The organism is Micromonospora echinaurantiaca, from assembly GCF_900090235.1.
GTDB lineage: Bacteria > Actinomycetota > Actinomycetes > Mycobacteriales > Micromonosporaceae > Micromonospora > Micromonospora echinaurantiaca.
In genome coordinates this window covers 2,343,427-2,364,580 of record NZ_LT607750.1, presented here as the reverse complement: position 1 = coordinate 2,364,580, position 21,154 = coordinate 2,343,427, and the positions used below count along the sequence as shown (strand labels likewise).

Below are 21,154 nucleotides of genomic sequence, written 5' to 3'. Positions count from 1 at the left end.
GTCCCGACGCCGGACGGGAGGCGACGCGATGAGCCTCACCGTGCTGATGAACGCCGGGCCGTGGCTGTCCGTGCCACCGCCGGGCTACGGCGGGATCGAGAACGTGATCGCCACTCTGGTGCCGGAGCTGCGCCGGCTCGGCGTACGGGTGGTGCTCGCCTCGGTCCAGACCAGCACGCTGCCGGTCGACGAGCTGGTGTCGGTCTTTCCCGACGGGCAGTTCCCGCAGCTGCAGCGGCCGTACAACCAGGTCTGCGGGGTGGCCCAGGCGCACCTGGGCGGCGTGGTCCGGGCGCTGCGCTCGCGCGACGACATCGACCTGGTGCACGACCACGTGGAGGCGGTCGGGCTGGCCACCCTCGCCGCGATGGGACCGGACGCCCCGCCCGCGCTGCACACCCTGCACTGGGACCTGGCCAAGCACCCGGCGCTCTACGGCACCTTCGACGGCGGCGACCGGGTGCGGGTCAACGGCGTCTCCGCCTCCCAGCTGGCCCGGGCGCCCGAGGCGCTGCGGGCGCACTCGGTCGGGCACGTGCACCTGGCCACCCCGCTGGCGGTCGGCGCCGACCGCCGGCCCACCACGGGCAAGGGCGACTACGCGCTCATCCTCGGCCGGATCAACCCCGGCAAGGGGCAGGACCTGGGCGCCCGGCTCGCGCAGCAGGTCGGCGTACCACTGGTGCTGGCCGGCCCGGTCGGCCCGTACCACCGGCCGGCGGACCTGACCGCCGCCGGCGACGAGGCCCGGCAGAACCCGGACGTCCGGTTCTTCCTGGACGAGGTGGCCCCGCACGTGGACGGCGACCTGGTCCGCTGGGTCGGCACGGTGGCCGGGCAGGAGCGGGACGACCTGCTCGCCGGGGCCCGGGCCACGCTGTTCCCGCTGCGCTGGGAGGAGCCCGGCGGCACCGCGGTGGTCGAGTCGCTCGCGCTCGGCACGCCCGTGGTGGCGACCGCCCGGGGCTGCCTGCCGGAGCTGATCGAGCACGGCCGCACCGGCCTGCTCACCAAGGACGAGGAGGAGCTGGGCGAGCTGCTGCTGGCGGCCAGCCTGCTCGACCCGGGCGAGTGCCGGCGGGAGGCCGCCGTCCGGTTCACGCCGGCGGTGATGGCGCGGGAGTACGTGCGCCTCTACGACCAGGTCCGCCGGCGCGTCCCGGCCCGCCACCTGCAACCGGCCTGACCGGCGCCGGACGGCCACCCGGCCGGGTCCCGCCGCGCGGGGCCCGGCCGGCGGGTTTGCCGGCACCGCGAGCGGGTAGCCGCCCACGGCTCTGCACCGTCGCACGGAGGGAGTCCGCGGTGACCGGTCCGATGGCGCACTCACGCGCCCGATCCAACCCGGCCGACGGCAAGGCGCCCGTCCGCCGGGCCGCCACCATCGTGTCCTGGGTCTTCGTCCTCATCGGCCTGCTCGGGTTCGTCCCGGGCATCACCAGCAACTACGAGGACCTGGGGTTCGCCGGCCACAAGTCGGACGCGATGCTGCTCGGGGTGTTCCAGGTCTCGGTGCTGCACAACCTCGTGCACCTGCTGTTCGGGGTGGTCGGGCTGGTCATGGCCCGGACGATCGCCGGCGCCCGGGCCTATCTGATCGGCGGTGGTGCGATCTACCTCGTGCTCTGGCTCTACGGCCTGGTGGTCGAGCACGACAGCGGGGCGAACTTCATCCCGCTGAACGACGCCGTCACCTGGCTGCATTTCGTCCTCGGCGTCGGCATGATCGCGCTGGGCCTGCTGACCACCCGCGGCACCGCCCGCCGCTGAGGCGCCACCGCCCGCGACCGGTGCGGGCCGACCGCAGCCGACGGCGCACCACCGCTACGCCGGACCGCCGCCGCCGACGATCACGTGACGGTCGTCGCGGCGGCGGCCCGTCCCGTTTGACCGGCCGCGTGCCCGGGTAGTTCGCAGTCCTGCGGACGAGACTCGAACGAGGGCGGAGATGTCGAGCCGGATCAGCTGCGAGGTGTGCGACGGGTCGCCGACCGTCGTCCGGCTCGTCGGCGACCTGGACCTGACGACCATGCGCTCGGTGCATCGGGTGCTGGACCGGTGCCTGACCACCCAGCCCGACGCGCTGGTGGTCGACCTCACCGACGTCACGGTCCACGACCGGCTCGCCCTGTCGGTGTTCGCCGCCGCCGCCCGGCAGGCCGCCGACTGGCCGGCCGTGCCGCTGGTGCTCTGCGCACCGTCGCCCGAGGCGGCCGCCTGGCTGGCCGAGTCGACCACCTGCCGGGTGGTGCCGGTCCGCCGGGACTGCGACGAGGCGGCCCGGGCGGCCGGCGCCGCGGCGGTCCCCCGGCTGCGGGCCCGGCTGGAGCCGGCGGCGGAGGCCTGCCGGCGGGCCCGGGAACTGGTCGCCGACGCCTGCGCCCGGTGGAACCTGCCGGAGGCGGTCGGCCCGGCCTCGGTGGTCCTCTCCGAGCTGGTCGGCAACGTGGTCCGGCACGCGGGCACGCCGATGCAGGTCACCCTCACGCTGCGCCGGCCCTGGCTGCACCTGGCGGTGGTCGACGGCAGCCGGGACGCCGCCCGGCCCGGGACGCCGGATCCGCAGGCCGAGGGCGGCCGGGGGCTGATGCTGGTGCGCGAGCTGACCCAGCGCTGGGGCAGCGTGCCGGCCGGGGAGGGGAAGGTCGTCTGGGCCACCCTGCCAGTGAATTGACCGAAATTACCGCCTTCGCCTGGTTACATGGACGGAGCGGCGGGTAGCCACGCCCGTCCTTTCTGTCGTCATGGCGGGGTGAGAGTCAATGCCCAGACGGGTCACCACGGAACCACGCGACCGCGGACCGGCCATCCTGGCCCCGGCCCGGTTCGGCGGCTATCCGGGACCGCTGCGCAAGCCGATCCCGGGCGGCAAGCTGATCCGGTTCCTGGCCACCACCGACCACAAGCAGATCGGCCTGCTCTACCTGCTCACCTCGTTCCTGTTCTTCCTCGCCGCCGGCATCGAGGCGATGCTGATCCGGGCCGAACTGGCCCGGCCCGGCCTGCAGTTCCTCTCCTCGGAGCAGTACAACCAGCTGTTCACCTCGCACGGCGCGGTGATGCTGCTGCTGTTCGCCACCCCGGCGGCGTTCGGGTTCGCCAACTACATCGTGCCGATTCAGATCGGCGCGCCGGACGTGGCGTTCCCTCGGCTCAACGCCCTCGCCTACTGGCTCTACCTCTTCGGCGGGCTGATGGTGCTGGCGGGTTTCCTGACCCCACAGGGCTCGGCAGACTTCGGCTGGACCGCCTACACCCCGCTGAGCAGTGCGGAACACTCCCCCGGCGTCGGCGCCAACATGTGGGTGATGGGCCTGGTGATCTCCGGGTTGGGCACCATCCTCGGCGCGGTCAACCTGATCGCCACCATCCTGACCCTGCGCTCGCCGGGCATGACCATGTTCCGGATGCCGATCTTCACCTGGAACATGCTCTTCACCAGCGTGCTGGTCATCCTGGTGTTCCCGCTGCTGGCGGCGGCGTTGCTGGGGCTGATGGCCGACCGGCTGCTCAACGCCCACGTCTACGACCCGGCGACCGGCGGGCCGATGATCTGGCAGCACCTGTTCTGGTTCTTCGGCCACCCCGAGGTGTACATCATCGCGCTGCCGTTCTTCGGCATCATCACCGAGATCATCCCGGTCTTCTCGCGTAAGCCGATCTTCGGCTACACGGGTCTGGTGCTCGCCACCGCCGCCATCACGGTGCTGTCGATGACCGTGTGGGCGCACCACATGTTCGCCACCGGGCAGGTGCTGCTGCCCTTCTTCGCCATCCTCAGCTACCTGATCGCGGTACCGACCGGGGTGAAGTTCTTCAACTGGATCGGCACCCTGTGGAAGGGGCAGATCACCTTCGAGACGCCGATGCTCTTCGCGATCGGCTTCCTGGTCACCTTCCTCTTCGGCGGCCTCACCGGCGTACTGCTGGCCAGCCCGCCGGCCGACTGGCACACCCACGACACCTACTTCGTGGTCGGGCACTTCCACTACGTGCTCTTCGGCACGGTGGTCTTCGCGCTCTTCGGCGGCTTCTACTTCTGGTGGCCGAAGATGACCGGGCGGCTGCTCGACGAGCGGCTCGGCAAGGCCCACTTCTGGACCATGTTCCTCGGCTTCCACGGCACCTTCCTCGTGCAGCACTGGCTGGGCAACGAGGGTTTCCCCCGCCGGTACGCCGACTACCTGCCCAGCGACGGGTTCACCGCGCTGAACACCTTCTCCAGCATCTCCGCGTTCGTCCTCGGCGCCTCCACCCTCTTCTTCATCTGGAACGCCTGGAAGTCCTGGCGGTACGGCGCGATGGTGACCGTGGACGACCCGTGGGGCTTCGGCAACTCGCTGGAGTGGGCCACCACCTGCCCGCCGCCGCTGCGCAACTTCGACCGGATGCCCCGGATCCGCTCCGAGCGGCCCGCCTTCGACGCCAAGTACGGCCCGCTCGTCTCCGACCTCGGCCGGGACCTGCCGCAGCGCACCACCAAGCCACCACAGGCGTTCCGCGAGGAGTTGCACATGGAGAAGCACGTACCCGAGTCGCCGGCGGCCGAGGGCGCGCACGGCGCGCGGGAGGCGGCCGCGTACCAGCCGGCGCCGCAGTCGGGCGCCCGGCCGGTGGACGTTCCGGAGCCGGAGGACGTGCGCCGGCCCAGCTTCGAGCAGACCGACGAGCCGGAGCAGACCCACCTCGGCGCGCAGCGGGCGCCGCAGCCCAACGACGAGTGGCGGCACCCGCGCGGGCCCGGCGACACCCGGGAGAACTGACCGCGCATCCGCGGAGGGGCCGGCGCACCGCGCCGGCCCCTGCCTCGTTGTCCTCCGCTGTCAGCGGTCCCGGCCCGTCATCCGGCCGGCCGCGTTCGCCGTCAGCCGTCCCGGCCCGGGGACAGGCCGGCCGCGGTGAGCGAGCGGCGCACCGCCGGCTGCACCCGGGTCAGCCGCAGTGGCACCCCGGTGCGGGCGGCGGCCTCCCGGCCGGCCATCAGCGCGGCGATCCCGCCGGCGTCGAACCCGCCGGCGCCCACCAGGTCCACCACCACCTCGGCGGGCTGGCCGGTGACCGCCTCCAGCATGGCCCGGCGCAGCTGGTCGGCGCCGTCCCGGTCGATCTCGCCGCCGACCTCGACCACCACCCGGTCGCCGTTCTGCTTCACCGAGATGCGGGTGCGGCCCGGGTCCGGCTCGGCGGCGCCGTTCTGCCAGGGCGGCGGCGCGTCGGCGAGCATCGCCTGGCGCAGCCAGGTCAGCGCCCGGGACAGCAGCCGGGACACGTGCATCTGCGAGATGCCGAACCGGGCCGCGATCTCGGCCTGTGTCTGGTTGCCGTAGAAGCGCATGGCCAGGATCCGCCGTTCCCGCCAGGGCAGGCGGTGCAGCAGTCCGCTCACCGTCACCCGGTCGTCGACGGATTCCAGCGCGTTGTCCGACTCCCCCACCAGGTCGCCGAACTCGGCGGAGCTCTCCCCGCCGACCGGCGCGTTCAGCGAGGCCGGGCTGTAGCCGGCGGCCGACTCCAGCGCGGCCAGGATCTCCTCCTCCGGGGTCTCCAGCCGGGCGGCCAGCTCCGCCACGGTCGGCGCCCGGGACAGCTCGCTGGTCAGCGCCGCGGTGGCCTGCCCGACCTCGAGGATCAGGTCGCGCAGCCGGCGCGGTACGTGCACCCCCCAGGTGCGGTCCCGGAAGTGCCGCTTGATCTCGCCGACGATGGTGATCGCCGCGTACGCGGTGAACGAGCCCCGTTCCGGGTCGTACCGGTCGACCGCGTTGACCAGTCCCAGCCGGGCGACCTGCTCCAGGTCCTCCAGCGGCTCCCCCCGCCCCCGGTACCGGCGGGCCAACCGGCCGGCGAACGGCAGGGCGAACCGGACCAGGTCGTCGCGGGCCTCCTGCCGTCGCTCCGGCGGCAGTCCCGCGATCCGCGCCGCGTACGCCATCGCCGCCGCGTCGAGGTCCTCCAGACCCCGGTCGGTGGGTGGTGGTGTGGTCGTGCCGGTCTGTCCGAACATCCGCGCCTCCCTCAGGAAGGTCCCCCGCCCGGATTTGGGAAACCGGTCGTGCGCGTGGTCGGACCACGCACCGGGCCGGAAGTGGGTTACGTGACTGGGGTGCCAGCGGGCGCCGCACTACGCGGCGTGATCAGGCCGTCGCAGCCAGCGGTGTTCCCGCTCCGTAGGTACTCAATCACGGGATCCCCGGTTCGCGAGGATGTTTCGCCGGGCCGGCCTCAACAGACCAGCAGGCCGTGCGGGGTGCCACCGGCGCGGAGCGCGGCGAGCGCCGCCGGCACGGCCATCGGCGGCGGCACCGGCAGGTCGTACGGCTGGGCGCGCAGCACCTCGGTGGCCCGCCGGGTCGGTACCGCGGAAACCGGATAGCCGCGGGCGGTCGGGCGGTCCACCGCGCGCCGGCGGCGGCCGAACCCGGCGACCGCCAGCCACTGCGGCAGCCCGGCCAGCGCCGGCGACCGGACGCCGGGCGGCTCGGGCAGCACGTCCACCGAGCTGAACGGCTCGCTGCCGGCCAGCCACCACTCCGCCCCCTCGACGCTGCGCCGGGTGGCGTTCTCGCACCAGTACGGCACCAGCCCGGCCCGGACCACCTGCCACGGGTCGAGCAGCCGCCCGCACTCGACCACCAGCCGGTCACCGGTCTTGCCGGCCGCCCGCAGCCAGCCCCGGTACAGGTCGGCGGTGGCCGCGCTGAGTGCCTCCGGCCGGGGGAACAGCACCCGGTGCAGCGGATGCCCGTGCCGGCCGGTCCACTCCCGGGCGCTGAGCTCGAAACCGGACTCCACGACGTGTTCGGCGTAACCGGTCGGCGAGGTGACCTCCGGCGGCTCCCAGTGCGCGCCGTCCCCGCCCGCCGAGCGGAGCACCTGGCGCAACGCGTGGCTGTCCGGGTGGAAGTCCACCGGGTCCAGGCCACTGGCCGGGCAGCCGACCTGGAAGCTGTGTCCGGGTGCCGAGTCGAGCACCGGCCAGGTGCGCGCGTCGCGCAGCAGCAGCACCGGCGCGCCCGGTGCCAGCCGGTCGGCCAGGAACCGCCGGTAGGCCTCCGGCAGCGCCTGCCAGCGGGCCGCCAGCGCCACCGTCGCGCCGGCCAGCGCACCCCGGCTGGCCGGGCAGTGCACCTGGCGTACGTGCAGGTCGGTGTTGCCGGCGAGCAGCCGGGCGGCGAGCGCGGCGCCGTGGTCCAGGGCGGCCTTGGGCCGATCCACCGCGCCCTGCGCCCAGTGCACGGTCATCTCGAAGCCGGCGGGCAACCAGGGCACGCCCAGCGCGACCGCCAGGTGCGCCGCCGCGCCGTGCGGCGAGCCGATCAGCACCCCCGGGTAGCGCCGCCGCGGGTACTGGCCGACGAACCAGGCGGCCACCCGGGCCGCTTCGACCTCGGCCGTCTGCCCGCGGGTCAGGGCGACGCGGCCGGCGGCCCGGTTCGCCGCCGCGCGGCGGACCGGCTCGGGGGCGCCGGTGAACCGGGACAGCGGGCCGACGTGCCCCAGATCGGCACAGTCCACCCCGCGCAGGGCCCGGGCGGTGGCGCCGACCAGGATCCGCGCGGCGCTGCCGGGCGTCACGACCCGGTCGCCGGTCAGTCCGGCGCCCTCGGCCGTGAGCCCCTCGTGCACCTTGTGCACCGGCCCCACCTTGCCTCGATCGCTCACCACGCGGCCCGGCTTCCCGTCCCGATGCGGTTCAAACGGGGCATCCTCCACCGGGCGGGAGCAATCCGGTGATCTTCCGGCCCATCGCCGTCCCGGACGGTTGGCTCCGTCCCGGCCCGCGCGTCCCGGCTGGGCCGGCCGTCCCGGGTGGCGCTGACGTCCCGGGTGGGCGCCGCGTCCCGCGGGTTACCCGGCGGGTTTGCGCGCCGGGTTTCGCGCCGACGGGGACGGGCACTTGACGCCCCATGCGCGAGGACCAGGACACTCCCCCGGCCGCCACGATCACCCCGTACCAGGACGGCCCGCTGCTGGTGCGGGGCGACTTCGCCCTGGTCACCCCGGACGGCCGGACCATCGACGCCCGCCGCGGCACGGTCGCCCTGTGCCGCTGCGGCAAATCGGCGCTGAAACCCTTCTGCGACGGCACCCACAAGGCCATCGGCTTCCGCGCCGGCACCGACCGCGAATCCTGAGGCCCCGGATTTCACCGTCGATCATGAAGTTGTTGTCACCCGGCACGGCGTGTCAGGACAACAACTTCATGATCGGCGGAGTGGTGCCCGGGGTGGTCAGGCCACGGCGGGGAGTGGGGGTGGGGTGGTTGTGGGGGCGGTGGGGGCAGTGAGGGTGCGGGTGGGGTTGGCGGGGGTGCGCAGGGAGGTGCGGGCGGCGGACCAGCTGTCCAGCAGGTGCGCGGCGAAGAGCCGGTCCACCGCCAGGGCGGCGGCCGCGCCGAAGACCACGTCCGGCGCGAGTTCCGGCTCGACCCGGACCAGCCCCCCGCACAGGTCGTGCGCGGCGATCTGCTCGTGCACCGCGTCCGCCTCGACGTGCTCGTCGTAGAACCGGGTGGCCACCTCGTCCAGACCCAGCCGGCGCAGGCCGTTGCCGTAGCGGCGGTTCGGCAGCGACGAGGTCATCTCGTAGGCCGCCAGGTGCCCGAGCAGCGCCCCGCGCAGCCGGCGGTGCAGGCCGAACAGCGACATCAGGTTGTTGGTGGCCAGGGTGACCGCCGGCACCACGTCCAGGTGGGCGGCGTACCCGGTGTCCAGGCCGAGCCGGGCCATGGTGGTACGGAACAGCTCGGCGTGCATCCGGTCCAGCCGCCCGTTGCCGTACTCATCCATCTGGATCTCCACGAGCGCGGCCTTGGCCGGGCCGCCGAGGCGGGGCAACGCCCAGCTGTGCGGGTCCGCCTCCCGCAGGTGGTAGATCGAGCGGTGGGTGACGAACTCGCGGAACTGCGCCAGGGTGGCCCGCCGCTGCAGGTGCGCGGCGAGCGACGGCCCGTCGTCGGCGGCGACCACGTCGGCCAGCGCCGCCGGCACCCCGGCGGGCCGCACCGCCGGCAGCGGGCCGACCAGCCGGCGCACCGCCGCTTCGAAGACCCTTTCGGCGGACGACCGCAGCGCCAGCAACGACGGCTGCCACTCCCAGTCGTCGGCGACGCCGCGCCAGCCCCGGTAGTGCGTCTCGTAGCAGAGGAAGAGGGTGAGCTGGAGGTCCTCGTCGGTCAGCGGGTCGGCCGGGTCGAGCCGCGCGGCGAGGTTGTCCGGCAGGTCGTGCGGCGGCCGCCGCAGGGCGTCGAGCACCGCCGCCGAGACGGGCCCGCGCGAGCGCGGCAGGGGCGCGGGACCGTACCGCCGGTCAACGAGCTCCGACAAGGTGACCTCCAGCATCGACTGACGATCACCAGTTGCCCGGGCCGCCTGCCGCTAAACGAGATCCTCCGCCTCGACGGCCACCCCGGCCGCCAGCATCCGGTCGCGGACCCGGCGGGCCGCCTCGCCGGAGGCGAAGATGCCGCGCAGGTCGGCGAAGGCCGGCTCCGGCGGGGCCAACGGCACGGCCGGGTCGACCACCGCCTCCAGCACGCAGGGCCGGTCCGCGGCGAGCGCCTCGTCCCAGGCCGCGCCGACCAGCTCCGGCCGGTCGACCCGCACCCCGTGCAGGCCGAGCAGCCGGGCCCAGCCGGCGTACGGCACGTCGGGCCGGCGCTGGGACGGATCGGAGGTGGGTTGCCGGCCGCCGCCCATCCCGGACTGGTCGCGGTTGTTGAGCACCAGCACCACCAGCCGGGGGTCGGGCCAGCGCGACCAGTGGTGCGCGACGGTGATCAGCTCGGCCAGGCCGTTGAGCTGCATCGCCCCGTCACCGAGCAGCGCGATCACCGGCTGGTCGGGGGCGGCGAGCTTGGCCGCCACCGCGTACGGCAGGGCGCAGCCCATCGAGCCGAGGGTGCCGCACAGCTGGGCGTTGACCCCCGGGGGCAGTTCCAGGTGGCGGGCATACCAGTAGATGACCGAGCCGACGTCGACAGCGATCGCCCCGGATCGCGGCACCCGGGTGGAGAGTTCGTGCAGCACCAGCTGCGGGTTGATCGGCTCGGCCGGTGCCCCCGCCCGGTCCGCCGCCTCGCCGCGCCAGCGCTCGACCGAGCGTTCCACGGTCGCCCGCCAGCCCTGGTTGGGGTCGTTGCGGAGCCGGGCGAGCAGGGCGCGCAGGGTCTCCGCGGCGTCGCCGACCAGCGGCACGTCCACCGGGTAGCGGGTGCCGATCCGGCGGCCGTCGAGGTCGATCTGCACGGTGCGGACCTGACCGGCCATCGGGAAGTAGTCGGTCCACGGGTCGTTGGTGCCGACCAGCAGCAGGGTGTCGCAGCCGCCCATCAGCTCGGCGCTGGCCGGCGTGCCGACCTCGCCGAGCACGCCGGTGTGGAAGGGCAGCCGCTCGTCGAGCACCGGCTTGCCGAGCAGGGAGGTGGCCACCCCGGCGCCGAGCCGGTCGGCGAGCGCGACGATCTCGTCCGCCGCCCCGCGCGCCCCCTGCCCGACCAGGATGGCGGGGCGCTGCCCGGTGCCGAGCAGTTGGGCGGCGGCGTCCAGGTCCACCTCGTGCGGCAGCACCCGGGCCAGTGGCTCGCCCGGGGTGGCGGTGACCACCCCGGCCGCCTGCGGTTGCAGGTCGGGCACGCTGATCTCCTGCAGCTGCCGGGGCAGCACCACGCAGACCGGGCTGCGGGTGGCCGCGGCGGTGCGGAACGCCTGGTCCAGCAGGGACGGCACCTGCTGCGGCGTACGGGCGTGCCGGACGAACTGGTTGCACACGTCGCCGAAGAGCCGGCTCAGCCCGATCTCCTGGTGCGCGCCGCCGAGCGGGCCGGAGATGTCCTCCCCGACGATCGCCACCACCGGCTTGCTGTCCAGCTTCGCGTCGTAGAGCCCGTTGAGCAGTTGCACAGCGCTCGGGCCCTGGGTGGCCAGGCAGACGCCGATGCCGCCGGTGAACTTGGCGTGCCCGGTGGCCATGAACGAGGCGGTCTCCTCGTGCCGGGCCGGGACGAACGCCGGGTCCCCGCCGGCGGCGTCCAAGGCCTCCACCACCGGCGCGATGGCCGCACCGGGATAGCCGAAGGCGCGCGGTACCCGCCACGCCCGCAACCGTTCGACCACCAGGTCGGCGACGGTGCGCTCAGCCATTGCCCCGCCCGGGGGTGCTCGCGTCCACGTAGCGCAGCACCGCACCCACGCCGTCGACCAGTTCCGGCGCCTCGTCCGGGCCCAGCACGGTGAGCTCGGCGTCGGTGCCGACGAGTGCGCGCACCAGCGCCGCGTCGGCGCGGACCTTCGCCGGGTCGGTCACCGACATGGCGCTCAACTCGCGCGGGTCGGTGGCGATCTCGGTGGGCTCCGGGCCGATCCACAGCTGGCCGTTGGCCGACGGGTCGTCCACGATCAGCATGTTCTCCACCTGGTTGCGTTGCAGGGCGGAGACCACGGCGTCGAGCCCGGCGCCCACGTCCTCCTGCATGCCGAACCGGTCCAGCGCGGCGGTGATCCGCTGGTCGGCCACCTCGGCGATGGTCTGCACGGTGATGTCGTCCAGCAGGGTCTGGTCGGATCCACCGGCCCGGGAGCCGGCGTCGGTACGCACCACCGCGTCCTGCCAGCGCTCCGGCATCTGGGCGGCGATCATCCCGGTGGCCCGGACGTCGCCGGCCACCACCACCACCTCGGCGCCGACCTTCTCGGCCAGCTCGACGGTGGCCGCGGTGACGTCGCCGGCGTTGTGGTGCCAGGCCTCCATCGCCGCCCGCTGGTAGCGGGACTGCGACCAGCCGCCCGGATTCACCCGGCGCAGTTGGTAGCTCTCCCGCCCCTGGACGTGGGAGCGGCGCGGCACGCCGCCGGCGCTGATCGCCATCGCGTCCGCGCCGGTCCGGTCGGCCAGCACCCGCACCCAGGCGACCTGTTCGCCGCGCTGGGCGAGCAGCGGCATCACGTGCGGCAGTTCGGAGAACGCGGCAAGGTCCCGCAGCGGCGGGGCGGACAGGTACTCGGAGAGCACCACCCGGCCCCGGGTGGCGAACACGGCCAGGCCATAGTCCCCGGCCATCGGATCGTGCCCCCGGACCACCCGTTCCACGGCGTCGATGCTCGCCACGTCGGCGCGCTGCCGCTGGAGTTCGTCGCGCAGCGCGCGCCAGCGCAGGTCGAGCGCCGGATGGGCGTCCTCGGTGTTGGCCGAGGCGTCCAGGTAGACCGAGCACCACGGCCCGGGTCGGTCGTAGAGCGGGCGCAGGAAGGACAGCTGCATGCTCGACCCCTTTCCAGCTCGGCCCTGCGCTTACCCGCGCGACTGCGATAGTCACCTGGCCCGTGAGCGGGGGCGTGACCAGGGTTCATTCACGTCGTTCAACCCAGGCGTACCGATACCATCAGTAAGCGCAACCGGACTCTGGGTGGTGGGCATGGACAGCGACCTGCATATCCGGCGGATCGTCCACCCGACGGGCCGGATCGTCACCGGCCGGGTCGTCCGGCTGATGGACGGCTACGCCCGGGAGCTGAAGGTGGGCCAGCCGGTGCTGGTCGCCGTGCTCGCCGCGGCCGGGGTGGCCGGGCTGCTGGTGGCGCTGGTTCGGGCGCTGCTCTCGATCGGCTCCGGCGGCAGCCGGCGGGCGTTCAAGGAGCTGCGCAAGGGCCCGGAGTACCTGGTGACCCCGCTGCGGATCCGCGACACGGTGGGCCAGCTCTGCGAGGTGGAACTGCACGGGCACCTGCCGCAGAGCGCCCTGCACCCGGCGGACCACGTCCAGCTGACCCTGCGCCGGCAGCGCGACCCCGACCTGCCGCCGAAGGTGGAGCAGATCGTCAACCTCACCACCGGGCAGTTGCTCACCCCGCGTACGGCGACCCTCTGGTCGCACCTCGGCCCGCCGCTGCTGCTCCAGGCGGCGCTCGGCGCGCTGCTGGTCGCCGCGGTGCTCACCTGGTCGGCGCTGACCTGAGGGTCGGCCGCCGGGGTCGGGGCGGGCGCTGCCGGCCGGAGCCCGGCCGGGTCAGCCGACCGGGGTCGGGGTGCGGTCCGGCTCGGCGGCCGTGCGCAGCATTCCCCGGCGGTGCGCCCAGCGCTCGAAGGCGATCGTGGCGAACGGCGGCACCGCGCAGGCCAGCGCCGCGAGGGTGGCCGGCCAGCTCCACCGGTGCAGCCGGGAGACGACGGCGACCAGGGCGAGGTACGCGACGAACAGCCCGCCGTGGATCGGCCCGAAGATCTGCACGCCGAGCTCGTTGCCGGGCGGGCCGTACTTGACGGCCATGCCGGCCAGCAGGCCCGCCCAGGAGCACGCCTCGGCGATCGCGGCCACCACGAACAGCCGGGTCAGCCGGGTACGCAGGGTGAGGTCAGCGGTCACGGCGAGCCATCCTACCCGGCGTCCCACTCGGCCCGACCAGCCGTCCCGGTGCGGTCCGTGCCGGATTAACACCCGTCCGGTACGGGAAAGGACCAGGCGGGGTCTTCCCCGGCTCGTCACCTCCGTGCGAGTTTGGTGGAACCAGCGGTGACAGGGTGGTGACCATGGGCGAGGACGTCGGCGTACGCAACTTCAGCCGGGAGGATCGGGCCCGCTACCGGGAGAAGGTCCGCCGCTGTCTGGACGTCTTCGCGGAGATGCTGCGCGAGTCCCGCTTCGACGTGGACCGGCCGATGACCGGCCTGGAGATAGAGCTGAACCTGGTCGACGACGACTCGATGCCGGCGATGCGCAACGCCGACGTGCTGGCCGCGGTGGCGGACCCGAGCTTCCAGACCGAACTCGGCCAGTTCAACGTCGAGATCAACGTCGAGCCCCGCCGGCTGGGCGGCACCGGCACCGCCGAGTTCGAGCGGCACGTGCGGGCCAGCCTGAACGCGGCGGAGGAGAAGGCCCGCGCGGTCGGCGCGCACATGGTGATGATCGGCATCCTGCCCACCCTGCGCCCCGAGCACCTGACCGCGGAGACGCTCTCGGCCAACCCGCGCTACCGGCTGCTCAACGAACAGATCTTCGCGGCCCGCGGCGAGGACCTGCGGATCTCGATCAACGGGGTGGAGCGGCTGGCGGTCACCGCCGACACCATCACGCCGGAGGCGGCCTGCACCAGCACCCAGTTCCACCTCCAGGTCAGCCCGGCCCAGTTCGCCGACTACTGGAACGCCGCCCAGGCCGTGGCCGGCGTCCAGGTGGCGCTCGGCGCGAACGCGCCGCTGTTCTTCGGCCGGGAGCTGTGGCGGGAGACCCGGATCCCGCTGTTCCAGCAGGCGACCGACACCCGCCCGGAGGAGATCAAGGCCCAGGGCGTACGACCCCGGGTGTGGTTCGGCGAACGCTGGATCACCACGGTCTTCGACCTGTTCGAGGAGAACGTGCGCTACTTCCCGGCGCTGCTGCCGGTCTGCGAGCCGGAGGACCCGGCCGAGACGCTCGCCGCCGGCGGGGTGCCGAAGTTGTCCGAGCTGCGGCTGCACAACGGCACCATCTACCGGTGGAACCGGCCGGTCTACGACGTGCTGCGCGGCCGCCCGCACCTGCGGGTGGAGAACCGGGTGCTGCCCGCCGGGCCGACCGTGCTCGACACCGTCGCCAACGGCGCCTTCTACTTCGGGCTGGTCCGGGCGCTGGCCGAGGCCGACCGACCGCTGTGGTCGCAGATGTCGTTCAGCGCCGCCGAGGAGAACTTCACCAACTGCGCCCGGCACGGCATCGACGCGCAGGTGTACTGGCCCGGCCTGGGCTACCTACCGGTGACCGAACTGGTGCTGCGCCGGCTGCTGCCGCTGGCCTACCACGGGCTGGACCGGTGGGGACTGGACCCGGACGAGCGGGACCGGCTGCTCGGCATCATCGAGCAGCGCTGCCTGACCGGTCGGAACGGGGCGAGTTGGCAGGTGGCCACGCTGCACCGGCTGGAGTCCGCCGACCACCTGGACCGGCCGGAGGCGCTGCGCGAGGTGGTCCGGCACTACGTCGACCTGATGCACAGCAACCGCCCCGTGCACGAGTGGCCGCTGCCCTGACCGGGGTCAGTGCCGGTGCGGTGGCCGGGCTCAGTGCCGGTGCGGCGGCCGGGCGTGCCCGTCCTCGCGGTCGATGCGCAGTTCCCGCTCCAGTTCGGCGATGACGGCCCGCAGGTCGTCCAGCCGCTGGGTGAGCGCGATCCGGTCCACCTCGTCGGGCACGCCGTCGCCGTCCTCGTCGTAGCCGGGCGCCAGCCGCTCGGTCATCTCCAGCCGGCGGGCCTCCTCCATCGAGTTGACGATGACCGCGATCAGGATGTTGAGCAGCAGGTTCACCGTGATGAGCACGTAGCTGACGTAGTAGAGCAGCGTCCACGGCGACACCGCCATGCCCTGCTCGATCAGGTCCGGCAGCGTCTCCAGCGACAGCAGCACGAACAGGGTCAGCAGCGACCGCCCGATGTCGCCGTACTGCTCCGGGTAGGTGTCGGCGAACATCAGCCAGCCGGCCATGCCGTAGACGTACAGGGTCACCATGGCCAGCGCGAGGAAGCCGGCGACGCCGGGCAGGCTGCGCAGCAACGCCGCCACGATCGTGCGGAGCCCGGGCGAGAACCGGATCAGCCGAAGCATCCGGGCCACCCGGACCACGCGCAGCAGCGCCGGGTCGCCGTGCAGACCGGGGATGAAGATCGCGAGGGTGACCAGGAAGTCGAAGACGTTCCAACCGTGCCGGAAGAAGTCCTGCGGCCGTCTGCCGTAGGCCAGCACCCGGATGACGATCTCGGCGACGAAGGCGACCCGGAACGCCAGCTCCAGCCCGTGCAGCACCGGCCCGGCCCGGCCGAGGTCCCGGTACGTCTCGAGGCCGAGCACCACCCCGTTGGCCATGATGAGCACGATGATGGCGATCTCGAACGGCCGGGACCGGACGACGCGGGCGCACCGGTCGGCCACCGTGGACCAGCCCGAGCCGGCCACGCCGGTGGCCCGCCGCTGGTCGGGCACGCGGGGACGGCTCACCGGGCGGCGAGCCCCGGCACCGCACCCGGGCGCCGGCCGCGCCGACCGGCCGATCGCGACTGTTCAGCGAGGGCCTTCGGCACGACGAGCATGGCGACAGCCTAGCGAGTGATCACGCCCCGGCCGATCGTCGGCACCCGACCAGGGCGGCTGCGGTCAGTCCGACCCGGCCCCCTACGACCGGAGGCCGCCCTCACCGGCAAGCGTGATACCTCAGAGTCATCAAGATGACTCTGAGGTATCAGGGAGCCGAGCGGCACATCACGGCGGGAGGCGCCGGCACCGGTCAGCCCGCCTCCGCCCGGAGGGCGCCAAGCCCGGTCAGCCCGCCTCCGCCCGGAGGGCGCCAAGCCCGGTCAGCCCGCCTCCGCCGGCCACGGGGACGGGTCGTCGCGCAGTCTGCTGTAGAGGTAGGCGTCGCGCCACCGGCCGGCGCGGAACTCGCTGGCGCGCACCACGCCCTCCAGCTGGAAGCCGGCCTTCTCCAGCGACCGCTGCTCGGCGGCGTTCTCCGGGTGGGTGCCGGCCTGGATCCGCTGCGCCGGGGTGTGCGCGAACAGGTAGTCGCAGAGCAGCGCCTGGGCCCGCCAGCCGATGCCCCGCCCGCGCCACTCCGGCAGCAGGGCGATGCCGATCTCCCAGTAACCGGCCGGCCCGGCGTACCGCCCGGCCTGGTAGCTGACGATGCCGACGGCGCGCTCCGGGTCGACCTCGACGACCAGCCGCCCGTCGTCGGCACCGAGGTAGCCGTCGACGGCGAAGCGCCGGGCCGGCGCGCCGGCGTCCCGGTAGCCGCTCCAGTCCAACCCGATCAGGCCCGGTTCGCTGACGAACCGGCGGAACATCGCCAGATCCGGCTCGGCCACCGGGCGCAGCCGGACGGTGAGGCCATCGGTCTCGTGCTCGATCCCCGCGAGCGTTGCGTCCATTCGCGACAGGCTAGTGGTCGGCCGGCCGCCGGGCCCGCCCGGGTCAGACCGTGAGCAGCACCTTGGTGCAGTCGTCCTGCTTCTTCTGGAAGATCTTGTAACCCTTCGGGGCGTCGGCCAGCGGCATCCGGTGGCTGATGATGAAGCTCGGGTCGATCTCGCCGCGCTGGATGCGCTCCAGCAGCGGCCGGGTGTAGCGCTGCACGTGGCACTGCCCGGTCCGCATGATCAGCGACCGGTTCATGAACGCGCCGATCGGGAACTTGTCCACGAAGCCGCCGTACGCGCCGATCACCGAGACCACGCCGCCGCTGCGGCAGGACAGGATCGCCTCGCGCAGCGCGAACGGCCGCTCGGTCTCCAGCCGTACCGCCTGCTTGGCCCGGTCGTACGCGTAGATGGCGGCGTTGCCGTGGTGGCCCTCCAGGCCGACCGCGTCGATGCAGGCGTCCGGGCCCCGGCCGGCGGTCAACTCGTTCAGCGCGTCGAGCACGTCGGTGTCCTCGTAGTTGATCGTCTCGGCGCCGGCGTGCTCGCGGGCCAGCCCCAGCCGGTACGGGTACCGGTCGATGACGATCACCCGCTCGGCGCCGAGCAGCCGGGCGCTGGCCGCGGCGAGCAGCCCGACCGGGCCGGCGCCCCAGACGGCGACCACGTCGCCCGGCTTGATGTCGCACATCTCGGCGCCCATGTAGCCGGTCGGGAACACGTCGGCGAGCATCACCGCCTGCTCGTCGGGCACCTCGTCGGGCACCTTGATCGGGCCGACGTCGGCGAACGGCACCCGGGCGTACTCGGCCTGGCCGCCGGCGTAGCCGCCGAGCAGGTGGGAGTAGCCGAAGATGCCGGCCGGCGAGTGGCCCATGATCTTCTCGGCGATCCCGGCGTTGGGGTTGGAGTTCTCGCAGACCGAGTAGAGGCCGCGCTGGCAGGAGGTGCAGTGCCCACAGGCGATCGGGAACGGCACCACCACCCGGTCGCCGGGCCGCAGGTTGCGCACCTGCGGGCCGACCTCGACCACCTCGCCCATGAACTCGTGGCCGAGGATGTCGCCCTTGCGCATCGCCGGGATGTAGCCGTGGTAGAGGTGCAGGTCGGAGCCGCAGATCGCGGTGGTGGTGATCCGGACGATCGCGTCCCGGGCGTTCATGATCTTCGGGTCGGGCACGTCGACGACCTTGACGCTGTCCTTGCCCATCCACGCGGTGGCCTTCATCGGCTCTCCTTTCCGGGTCGGTCGGTCATCGGGTGGCGGCCGGCAGCGGCTGCGCCGGGCGTTGCATGACCTGCTGGCGTACCGAGGTGCCGTCCGGGCTGCCCTCGGAGCGGACCACCTCGCCGGTCTCCAGCACCTGCTTGAACCGGCGCAGGTCGTCGCGGACCTGCTGCTCCGGCTCCTCGCCGAAGAGCTTGGCCACCGTCCGGCCGAGCGCGCCGCCCGGCGGGGCGTAGCGCAGCTGCACGCGCACCTCGGTGCCCCGGTCGCCGGGGGCGGGCACGAACCGGACCCGGCCGGCGTTGGGCACCCGGGTGCCGGGCAGCGACCGCCAGGCCAGCGACCGGTTCGGCTGGTCGTCGATGATCTCCGCGTCCCACTCGACGGCGCGGCCGGCCGGGCCGCGGGCGATCCAGTGCGAGCGGCGCAGGTCCTCGGCGCGTACCGACTCCAGGTGGGACATGAACCGGGGCAGGTTCTCCACGTCCCGCCAGAACCGGTACGCCTCGGCCGGCGTGCGGTTGACGGTGACCGCCAGCTCCATCCGGATCAGCCGGTTCCGGGCCCGGCGGGCGCGGCTGGCCCGTACCGCGGTGACCAGGTCGATGGCGGCGATGCCGGCGACCACGGCGGTGGTGATGGCGACCCGCCGGCGCCGCTCGTCGCAGCGGTCGGCCATCGCCCGACCGAGCAGCGTCAGGTCCATCGCGTCGCCGGCGACCCGGGTCCACGCCCAGCCGGCCGGCCGGCCTCCCATGATCAGCCCGGCCGCGTGCCCCAGCTCGCGGGCGCCGACCGCCGGGATCACCGCGCGGGCCGCCGGTGAATCGTCCACTCCGGTCAGCCGGGCCAGGGGGCCGGGCGCGGCGAGCGCGCCCGCGCCGAGCGCCAGGCTCAGCCAGCCCAGTGCCCGGGGCAGCAGCGCGGTCGGCTCCGGCCCGTCCAGTTCGGGCAACAGCACCTCGTCGGACCTGTCCACGGTCGGCCTCCTCGGTTGGCACGAGGCCGCCCGGCGCGACGGCGGGCGGCCTGGCGGTGAATCCGCCACCGTGACGCTATGCCCCGGAAACGGGCGATGAACCCGATTCCGCCGAGGTGATGACGTCCGTTCCGGTTGATCGACTCCGTATCGGCGAGCTGGGGGTGTCCGGGCGGGGTGGACACCCCCCATTCCGGCGGCGTGGTGTGGCAGCCTTACCGGGTGAACGCGGCCCCGAGCGAACCGGAACCGGTCAGGTTCGCCATCGACGGTGCTGAGATCGCGGTCCGGCTGGCGGGCGATCGGCAGAAGCCGGCGCTGCTTCTGATCCACGGGTTTCCGGCCTCCTCGGCGTCGTTCCGGAACGTGATCGGCACCCTCGCGCGGACCTGCTTCGTGATCGCTCCCGACCTTCCGGGGTTCGGTGGTTCCGCGCCGATCGACCGGCCCTCGTTCGCCCGGTTCGCGGACGTGGTCGACGAGCTGCTCGCGCGGCTCGGCGCCCGGTCGTTCCACCTCTACCTGCACGACTACGGGGCGCCGGTGGGGCTCCACCTCGCCACCCGGGATCCGCGGCGGGTGCGCAGCCTCATCGTCCAGAACGCCAACGCCCACGAGAGCGGGATGGGGCCCACCTGGTCGGCCACCCGCGCCTACTGGGACGACCCCACGCCGGAGCGGGAGGCCGAGGCGACCGCGCACCTGACCTTCGAGGGGGTACGCGACCAGTACGTGGGCGGCGTGCCGGAGGACGTCGCCGAGCGCGTCGACCCTCGGCTGTGGGCGGAGGACTGGCGGGTCATGTCGCTTCCCGGCCGGCTGGAGACGAACCGCGCGCTGGTGCTCGACTACCGCCACCACGTCGCGCGCTTCGGGGAGATCGCCGACTATCTCGACCGCTGGCAGCCGCCCGCGCTGATGCTGTGGGGCCGGCACGACATCTTCTTCGACCTCGCCGAGACCCTCTCCTGGCTGCGGGCGCTGCCGCGGATGGAGGCGCACATCCTCGACGGACCGCACTTCCTGCTGGAGACCCATCCGGCCGAGTGCGCCGCCCTGATGGACGCCTTCATCCGGCGGGTGGAGGCACAGCGCCGCCGCTGACCGGGCCCTGCCACTGCGGAGACGAGGGCGGGCGCCGAATCACCGGGCCGGGTCTACCAACGTCGCGGCCTCCCGTAGCGCGGCGACCGCCGTCCGCACCGCCGGCGCGTGGGCGACCGCATCGTGCAGCACCGCGTGGATGGACCGGGTCGGTGTCGGGCGGACGAGCCGCACGCAGCTCACGCCGGGAGGCAGGTGGGCCGCGCCGAGCCCGGGAAGCACCGTCGGGCCGATCCCGGCCGCCACGAAGGCGAGCGCCGTCGGGTAGTCGTGCGCCTCGACCCGGAAGGCCGGGCTGAACCCGGCGGCGGTGCAGGCCTCGATGAGGTTGTCGCGGCACCAGCCGCGGGCGAAGTCGTTGTCGACCCAGCCCTCGTCGGCGAGGTCGACCAGGTCCACCTCCTCCCGCCCGGCGAGGCGGTGCCCGGCGGGCAGCACGGCCACGTACGGGTCGTCGAGGAGGTGGTGGGCGGTGAAGCCGGAACCGGGGTCGAAGCCGGAGCGGGCCACGACGAGCTGGACGTCGGCGCGTTCCTCCCGGCTGTCCGGGATGGTTTCACGCAGTTGCAGGTCGAGCCGGACACCGGCGTGCTCGGTGAGGACGCGCCGCACCACGAGCGGCATCCACGCCGCCCCGACCGACGCGAAGTACGCGATGGACAGTGCGCCGGTGCGGCCGGCCCGCAGGTCGGCGATCAGCGACTCGGCCGCGCCGAGCCGGGCGAGCACCCGCTCGGCCTCGGCGGCCAGGGCGTGCCCGGCTGCGGTGGGCCGCAGGCCCCGCCCGGCCCGGGCGAGGAGCGTGAGGCCCGTCTCCCGCTGGAGCGCGGTGAGGTGCTGGCTGATGGCGGAGGGGGTGTAGCCGAGGTTGGCGGCGGCCGCCTGGACGGACCCGGACGCCACGACGGAACGGAAGACACGGAGGCGGTGGACGTCGAGCATGGGACGACCATAAAGCAC

The 21,154-nt window shown here is 73.8% G+C and carries 19 protein-coding genes; 8 read left to right on the top strand and 11 right to left on the bottom strand.

The genetic code is table 11. The annotated features are described in order from the left end of the window. Positions 1-28: 28 nt before the first annotated feature. The 4 genes from GA0070609_RS10785 (at position 29) to ctaD (ending at position 4,763) form a co-directional block, all read left to right on the top strand. Positions 29-1,186 carry a glycosyltransferase gene (locus tag GA0070609_RS10785; protein WP_088993684.1) on the top strand — a complete coding sequence of 386 codons (1,158 nt, stop codon included), beginning with the start codon at positions 29-31 and terminating at the stop codon, positions 1,184-1,186. Positions 1,187-1,317: 131 nt separating this feature from the next. Continuing rightward, complete coding sequence (locus GA0070609_RS10780; protein WP_088997646.1) at positions 1,318-1,770, top strand: DUF4383 domain-containing protein; 453 nt, start codon at positions 1,318-1,320, stop codon at positions 1,768-1,770. A gap of 178 nt (positions 1,771-1,948) precedes the next feature. Further along, positions 1,949-2,674, top strand: a complete 726-nt coding sequence (locus GA0070609_RS10775) for an ATP-binding protein (RefSeq protein WP_088993683.1) — start codon at positions 1,949-1,951, stop codon at positions 2,672-2,674. 88 nt (positions 2,675-2,762) lie between these two features. Continuing rightward, a complete protein-coding gene (ctaD, locus tag GA0070609_RS10770) occupies positions 2,763-4,763 on the top strand; it encodes an aa3-type cytochrome oxidase subunit I (protein ID WP_088993682.1) in 2,001 nt (666 codons plus the stop codon). Between the two features lie 101 nt (positions 4,764-4,864). Here ctaD and GA0070609_RS10765 read toward each other — a convergent pair whose 3' ends face one another. Both GA0070609_RS10765 and GA0070609_RS10760 read right to left on the bottom strand, forming a co-directional pair. Further along, positions 4,865-6,004: a SigB/SigF/SigG family RNA polymerase sigma factor gene (locus tag GA0070609_RS10765; RefSeq protein ID WP_088993681.1), complete on the bottom strand. Its 1,140-nt coding sequence runs from the start codon at positions 6,002-6,004 to the stop codon at positions 4,865-4,867. Between the two features lie 218 nt (positions 6,005-6,222). Further along, positions 6,223-7,626 carry a hypothetical protein gene (locus GA0070609_RS10760; RefSeq protein ID WP_088997645.1) on the bottom strand — a complete coding sequence of 468 codons (1,404 nt, stop codon included), beginning with the start codon at positions 7,624-7,626 and terminating at the stop codon, positions 6,223-6,225. A 281-nt stretch (positions 7,627-7,907) separates the two neighbouring features. On the opposite strand from GA0070609_RS10760, the gene GA0070609_RS10755 reads away from it, so the two are divergent. Next, on the top strand, positions 7,908-8,135 hold the full coding sequence (locus GA0070609_RS10755; protein WP_088993680.1) for a CDGSH iron-sulfur domain-containing protein: 228 nt from the start codon (positions 7,908-7,910) through the stop codon (positions 8,133-8,135). Positions 8,136-8,231: 96 nt separating this feature from the next. Here GA0070609_RS10755 and GA0070609_RS10750 read toward each other — a convergent pair whose 3' ends face one another. From GA0070609_RS10750 to GA0070609_RS10740, 3 genes are read right to left on the bottom strand one after another with little or no spacing between them, the layout of a single operon-like run. Then, positions 8,232-9,341 (bottom strand): iron-containing redox enzyme family protein, encoded by a 1,110-nt coding sequence (locus tag GA0070609_RS10750; RefSeq protein WP_408630644.1) that lies wholly within the window; start codon positions 9,339-9,341, stop codon positions 8,232-8,234. Between the two features lie 36 nt (positions 9,342-9,377). Further along, positions 9,378-11,141, bottom strand: coding sequence for a thiamine pyrophosphate-binding protein (locus GA0070609_RS10745; protein WP_088993679.1), 1,764 nt, complete (start codon positions 11,139-11,141; stop codon positions 9,378-9,380). After that, the gene (locus tag GA0070609_RS10740; protein ID WP_088993678.1) at positions 11,134-12,258 is read right to left on the bottom strand and encodes a baeRF2 domain-containing protein; all 1,125 of its coding nucleotides are present in this window, start codon (positions 12,256-12,258) and stop codon (positions 11,134-11,136) included. The genes GA0070609_RS10745 and GA0070609_RS10740 overlap by 8 nt, the downstream gene beginning before the upstream one ends. A gap of 145 nt (positions 12,259-12,403) precedes the next feature. Between GA0070609_RS10740 and GA0070609_RS10735 the strand changes: the two genes are divergently transcribed. Then, entirely contained in the window at positions 12,404-12,952 is a 549-nt protein-coding gene (locus GA0070609_RS10735) for a hypothetical protein (protein WP_088993677.1), read from the top strand. 51 nt (positions 12,953-13,003) lie between these two features. Here GA0070609_RS10735 and GA0070609_RS10730 read toward each other — a convergent pair whose 3' ends face one another. Then, on the bottom strand, positions 13,004-13,360 hold the full coding sequence (locus GA0070609_RS10730; protein ID WP_231928618.1) for a DUF3817 domain-containing protein: 357 nt from the start codon (positions 13,358-13,360) through the stop codon (positions 13,004-13,006). 164 nt (positions 13,361-13,524) lie between these two features. Here GA0070609_RS10730 and GA0070609_RS10725 point away from each other — a divergent pair, with 164 nt between their 5' ends. Next, positions 13,525-15,003: a glutamate--cysteine ligase family protein gene (locus GA0070609_RS10725; protein ID WP_088997642.1), complete on the top strand. Its 1,479-nt coding sequence runs from the start codon at positions 13,525-13,527 to the stop codon at positions 15,001-15,003. A 30-nt stretch (positions 15,004-15,033) separates the two neighbouring features. Here the strand turns inward: GA0070609_RS10725 and GA0070609_RS10720 are convergent, their stop codons facing one another. The 4 genes from GA0070609_RS10720 to GA0070609_RS10705 all read right to left on the bottom strand — a co-directional run bounded on the left by GA0070609_RS10720 (position 15,034) and on the right by GA0070609_RS10705 (position 19,090). Continuing rightward, positions 15,034-15,966 carry an ion transporter gene (locus GA0070609_RS10720; protein WP_088993676.1) on the bottom strand — a complete coding sequence of 311 codons (933 nt, stop codon included), beginning with the start codon at positions 15,964-15,966 and terminating at the stop codon, positions 15,034-15,036. A 356-nt stretch (positions 15,967-16,322) separates the two neighbouring features. Next, positions 16,323-16,895: a GNAT family N-acetyltransferase gene (locus GA0070609_RS10715; protein ID WP_088993675.1), complete on the bottom strand. Its 573-nt coding sequence runs from the start codon at positions 16,893-16,895 to the stop codon at positions 16,323-16,325. 43 nt (positions 16,896-16,938) lie between these two features. Next, on the bottom strand, positions 16,939-18,111 hold the full coding sequence (locus tag GA0070609_RS10710; protein ID WP_088993674.1) for a zinc-dependent alcohol dehydrogenase: 1,173 nt from the start codon (positions 18,109-18,111) through the stop codon (positions 16,939-16,941). A 25-nt stretch (positions 18,112-18,136) separates the two neighbouring features. Beyond that, positions 18,137-19,090 (bottom strand): SRPBCC family protein, encoded by a 954-nt coding sequence (locus GA0070609_RS10705; protein ID WP_088993673.1) that lies wholly within the window; start codon positions 19,088-19,090, stop codon positions 18,137-18,139. A gap of 222 nt (positions 19,091-19,312) precedes the next feature. Between GA0070609_RS10705 and GA0070609_RS10700 the strand changes: the two genes are divergently transcribed. Next, positions 19,313-20,194 carry an alpha/beta fold hydrolase gene (locus GA0070609_RS10700; RefSeq protein WP_088997641.1) on the top strand — a complete coding sequence of 294 codons (882 nt, stop codon included), beginning with the start codon at positions 19,313-19,315 and terminating at the stop codon, positions 20,192-20,194. A 39-nt stretch (positions 20,195-20,233) separates the two neighbouring features. Here GA0070609_RS10700 and GA0070609_RS10695 read toward each other — a convergent pair whose 3' ends face one another. Then, on the bottom strand, positions 20,234-21,136 hold the full coding sequence (locus GA0070609_RS10695; protein ID WP_088993672.1) for a LysR family transcriptional regulator: 903 nt from the start codon (positions 21,134-21,136) through the stop codon (positions 20,234-20,236). Positions 21,137-21,154: the final 18 nt, after the last annotated feature.

What these genes read in the sequence shown, in the direction of transcription:
- GA0070609_RS10750 (WP_408630644.1), bottom strand. Translation starts at nt 9,341, where the DNA reads ATGCTGGAGGTCACCTTGTCGGAGCTCGTTGACCGGCGGTACGGTCCC.
- GA0070609_RS10785 (WP_088993684.1), top strand. Translation starts at nt 29, where the DNA reads ATGAGCCTCACCGTGCTGATGAACGCCGGGCCGTGGCTGTCCGTGCCA.
- ctaD (WP_088993682.1), top strand. Translation starts at nt 2,763, where the DNA reads ATGCCCAGACGGGTCACCACGGAACCACGCGACCGCGGACCGGCCATC.
- GA0070609_RS10695 (WP_088993672.1), bottom strand. Translation starts at nt 21,136, where the DNA reads ATGCTCGACGTCCACCGCCTCCGTGTCTTCCGTTCCGTCGTGGCGTCC.
- GA0070609_RS10725 (WP_088997642.1), top strand. Translation starts at nt 13,525, where the DNA reads ATGGGCGAGGACGTCGGCGTACGCAACTTCAGCCGGGAGGATCGGGCC.
- GA0070609_RS10780 (WP_088997646.1), top strand. Translation starts at nt 1,318, where the DNA reads ATGGCGCACTCACGCGCCCGATCCAACCCGGCCGACGGCAAGGCGCCC.
- GA0070609_RS10775 (WP_088993683.1), top strand. Translation starts at nt 1,949, where the DNA reads ATGTCGAGCCGGATCAGCTGCGAGGTGTGCGACGGGTCGCCGACCGTC.
- GA0070609_RS10745 (WP_088993679.1), bottom strand. Translation starts at nt 11,141, where the DNA reads ATGGCTGAGCGCACCGTCGCCGACCTGGTGGTCGAACGGTTGCGGGCG.
- GA0070609_RS10765 (WP_088993681.1), bottom strand. Translation starts at nt 6,004, where the DNA reads ATGTTCGGACAGACCGGCACGACCACACCACCACCCACCGACCGGGGT.
- GA0070609_RS10710 (WP_088993674.1), bottom strand. Translation starts at nt 18,111, where the DNA reads ATGAAGGCCACCGCGTGGATGGGCAAGGACAGCGTCAAGGTCGTCGAC.
- GA0070609_RS10715 (WP_088993675.1), bottom strand. Translation starts at nt 16,895, where the DNA reads ATGGACGCAACGCTCGCGGGGATCGAGCACGAGACCGATGGCCTCACC.
- GA0070609_RS10740 (WP_088993678.1), bottom strand. Translation starts at nt 12,258, where the DNA reads ATGCAGCTGTCCTTCCTGCGCCCGCTCTACGACCGACCCGGGCCGTGG.
- GA0070609_RS10755 (WP_088993680.1), top strand. Translation starts at nt 7,908, where the DNA reads ATGCGCGAGGACCAGGACACTCCCCCGGCCGCCACGATCACCCCGTAC.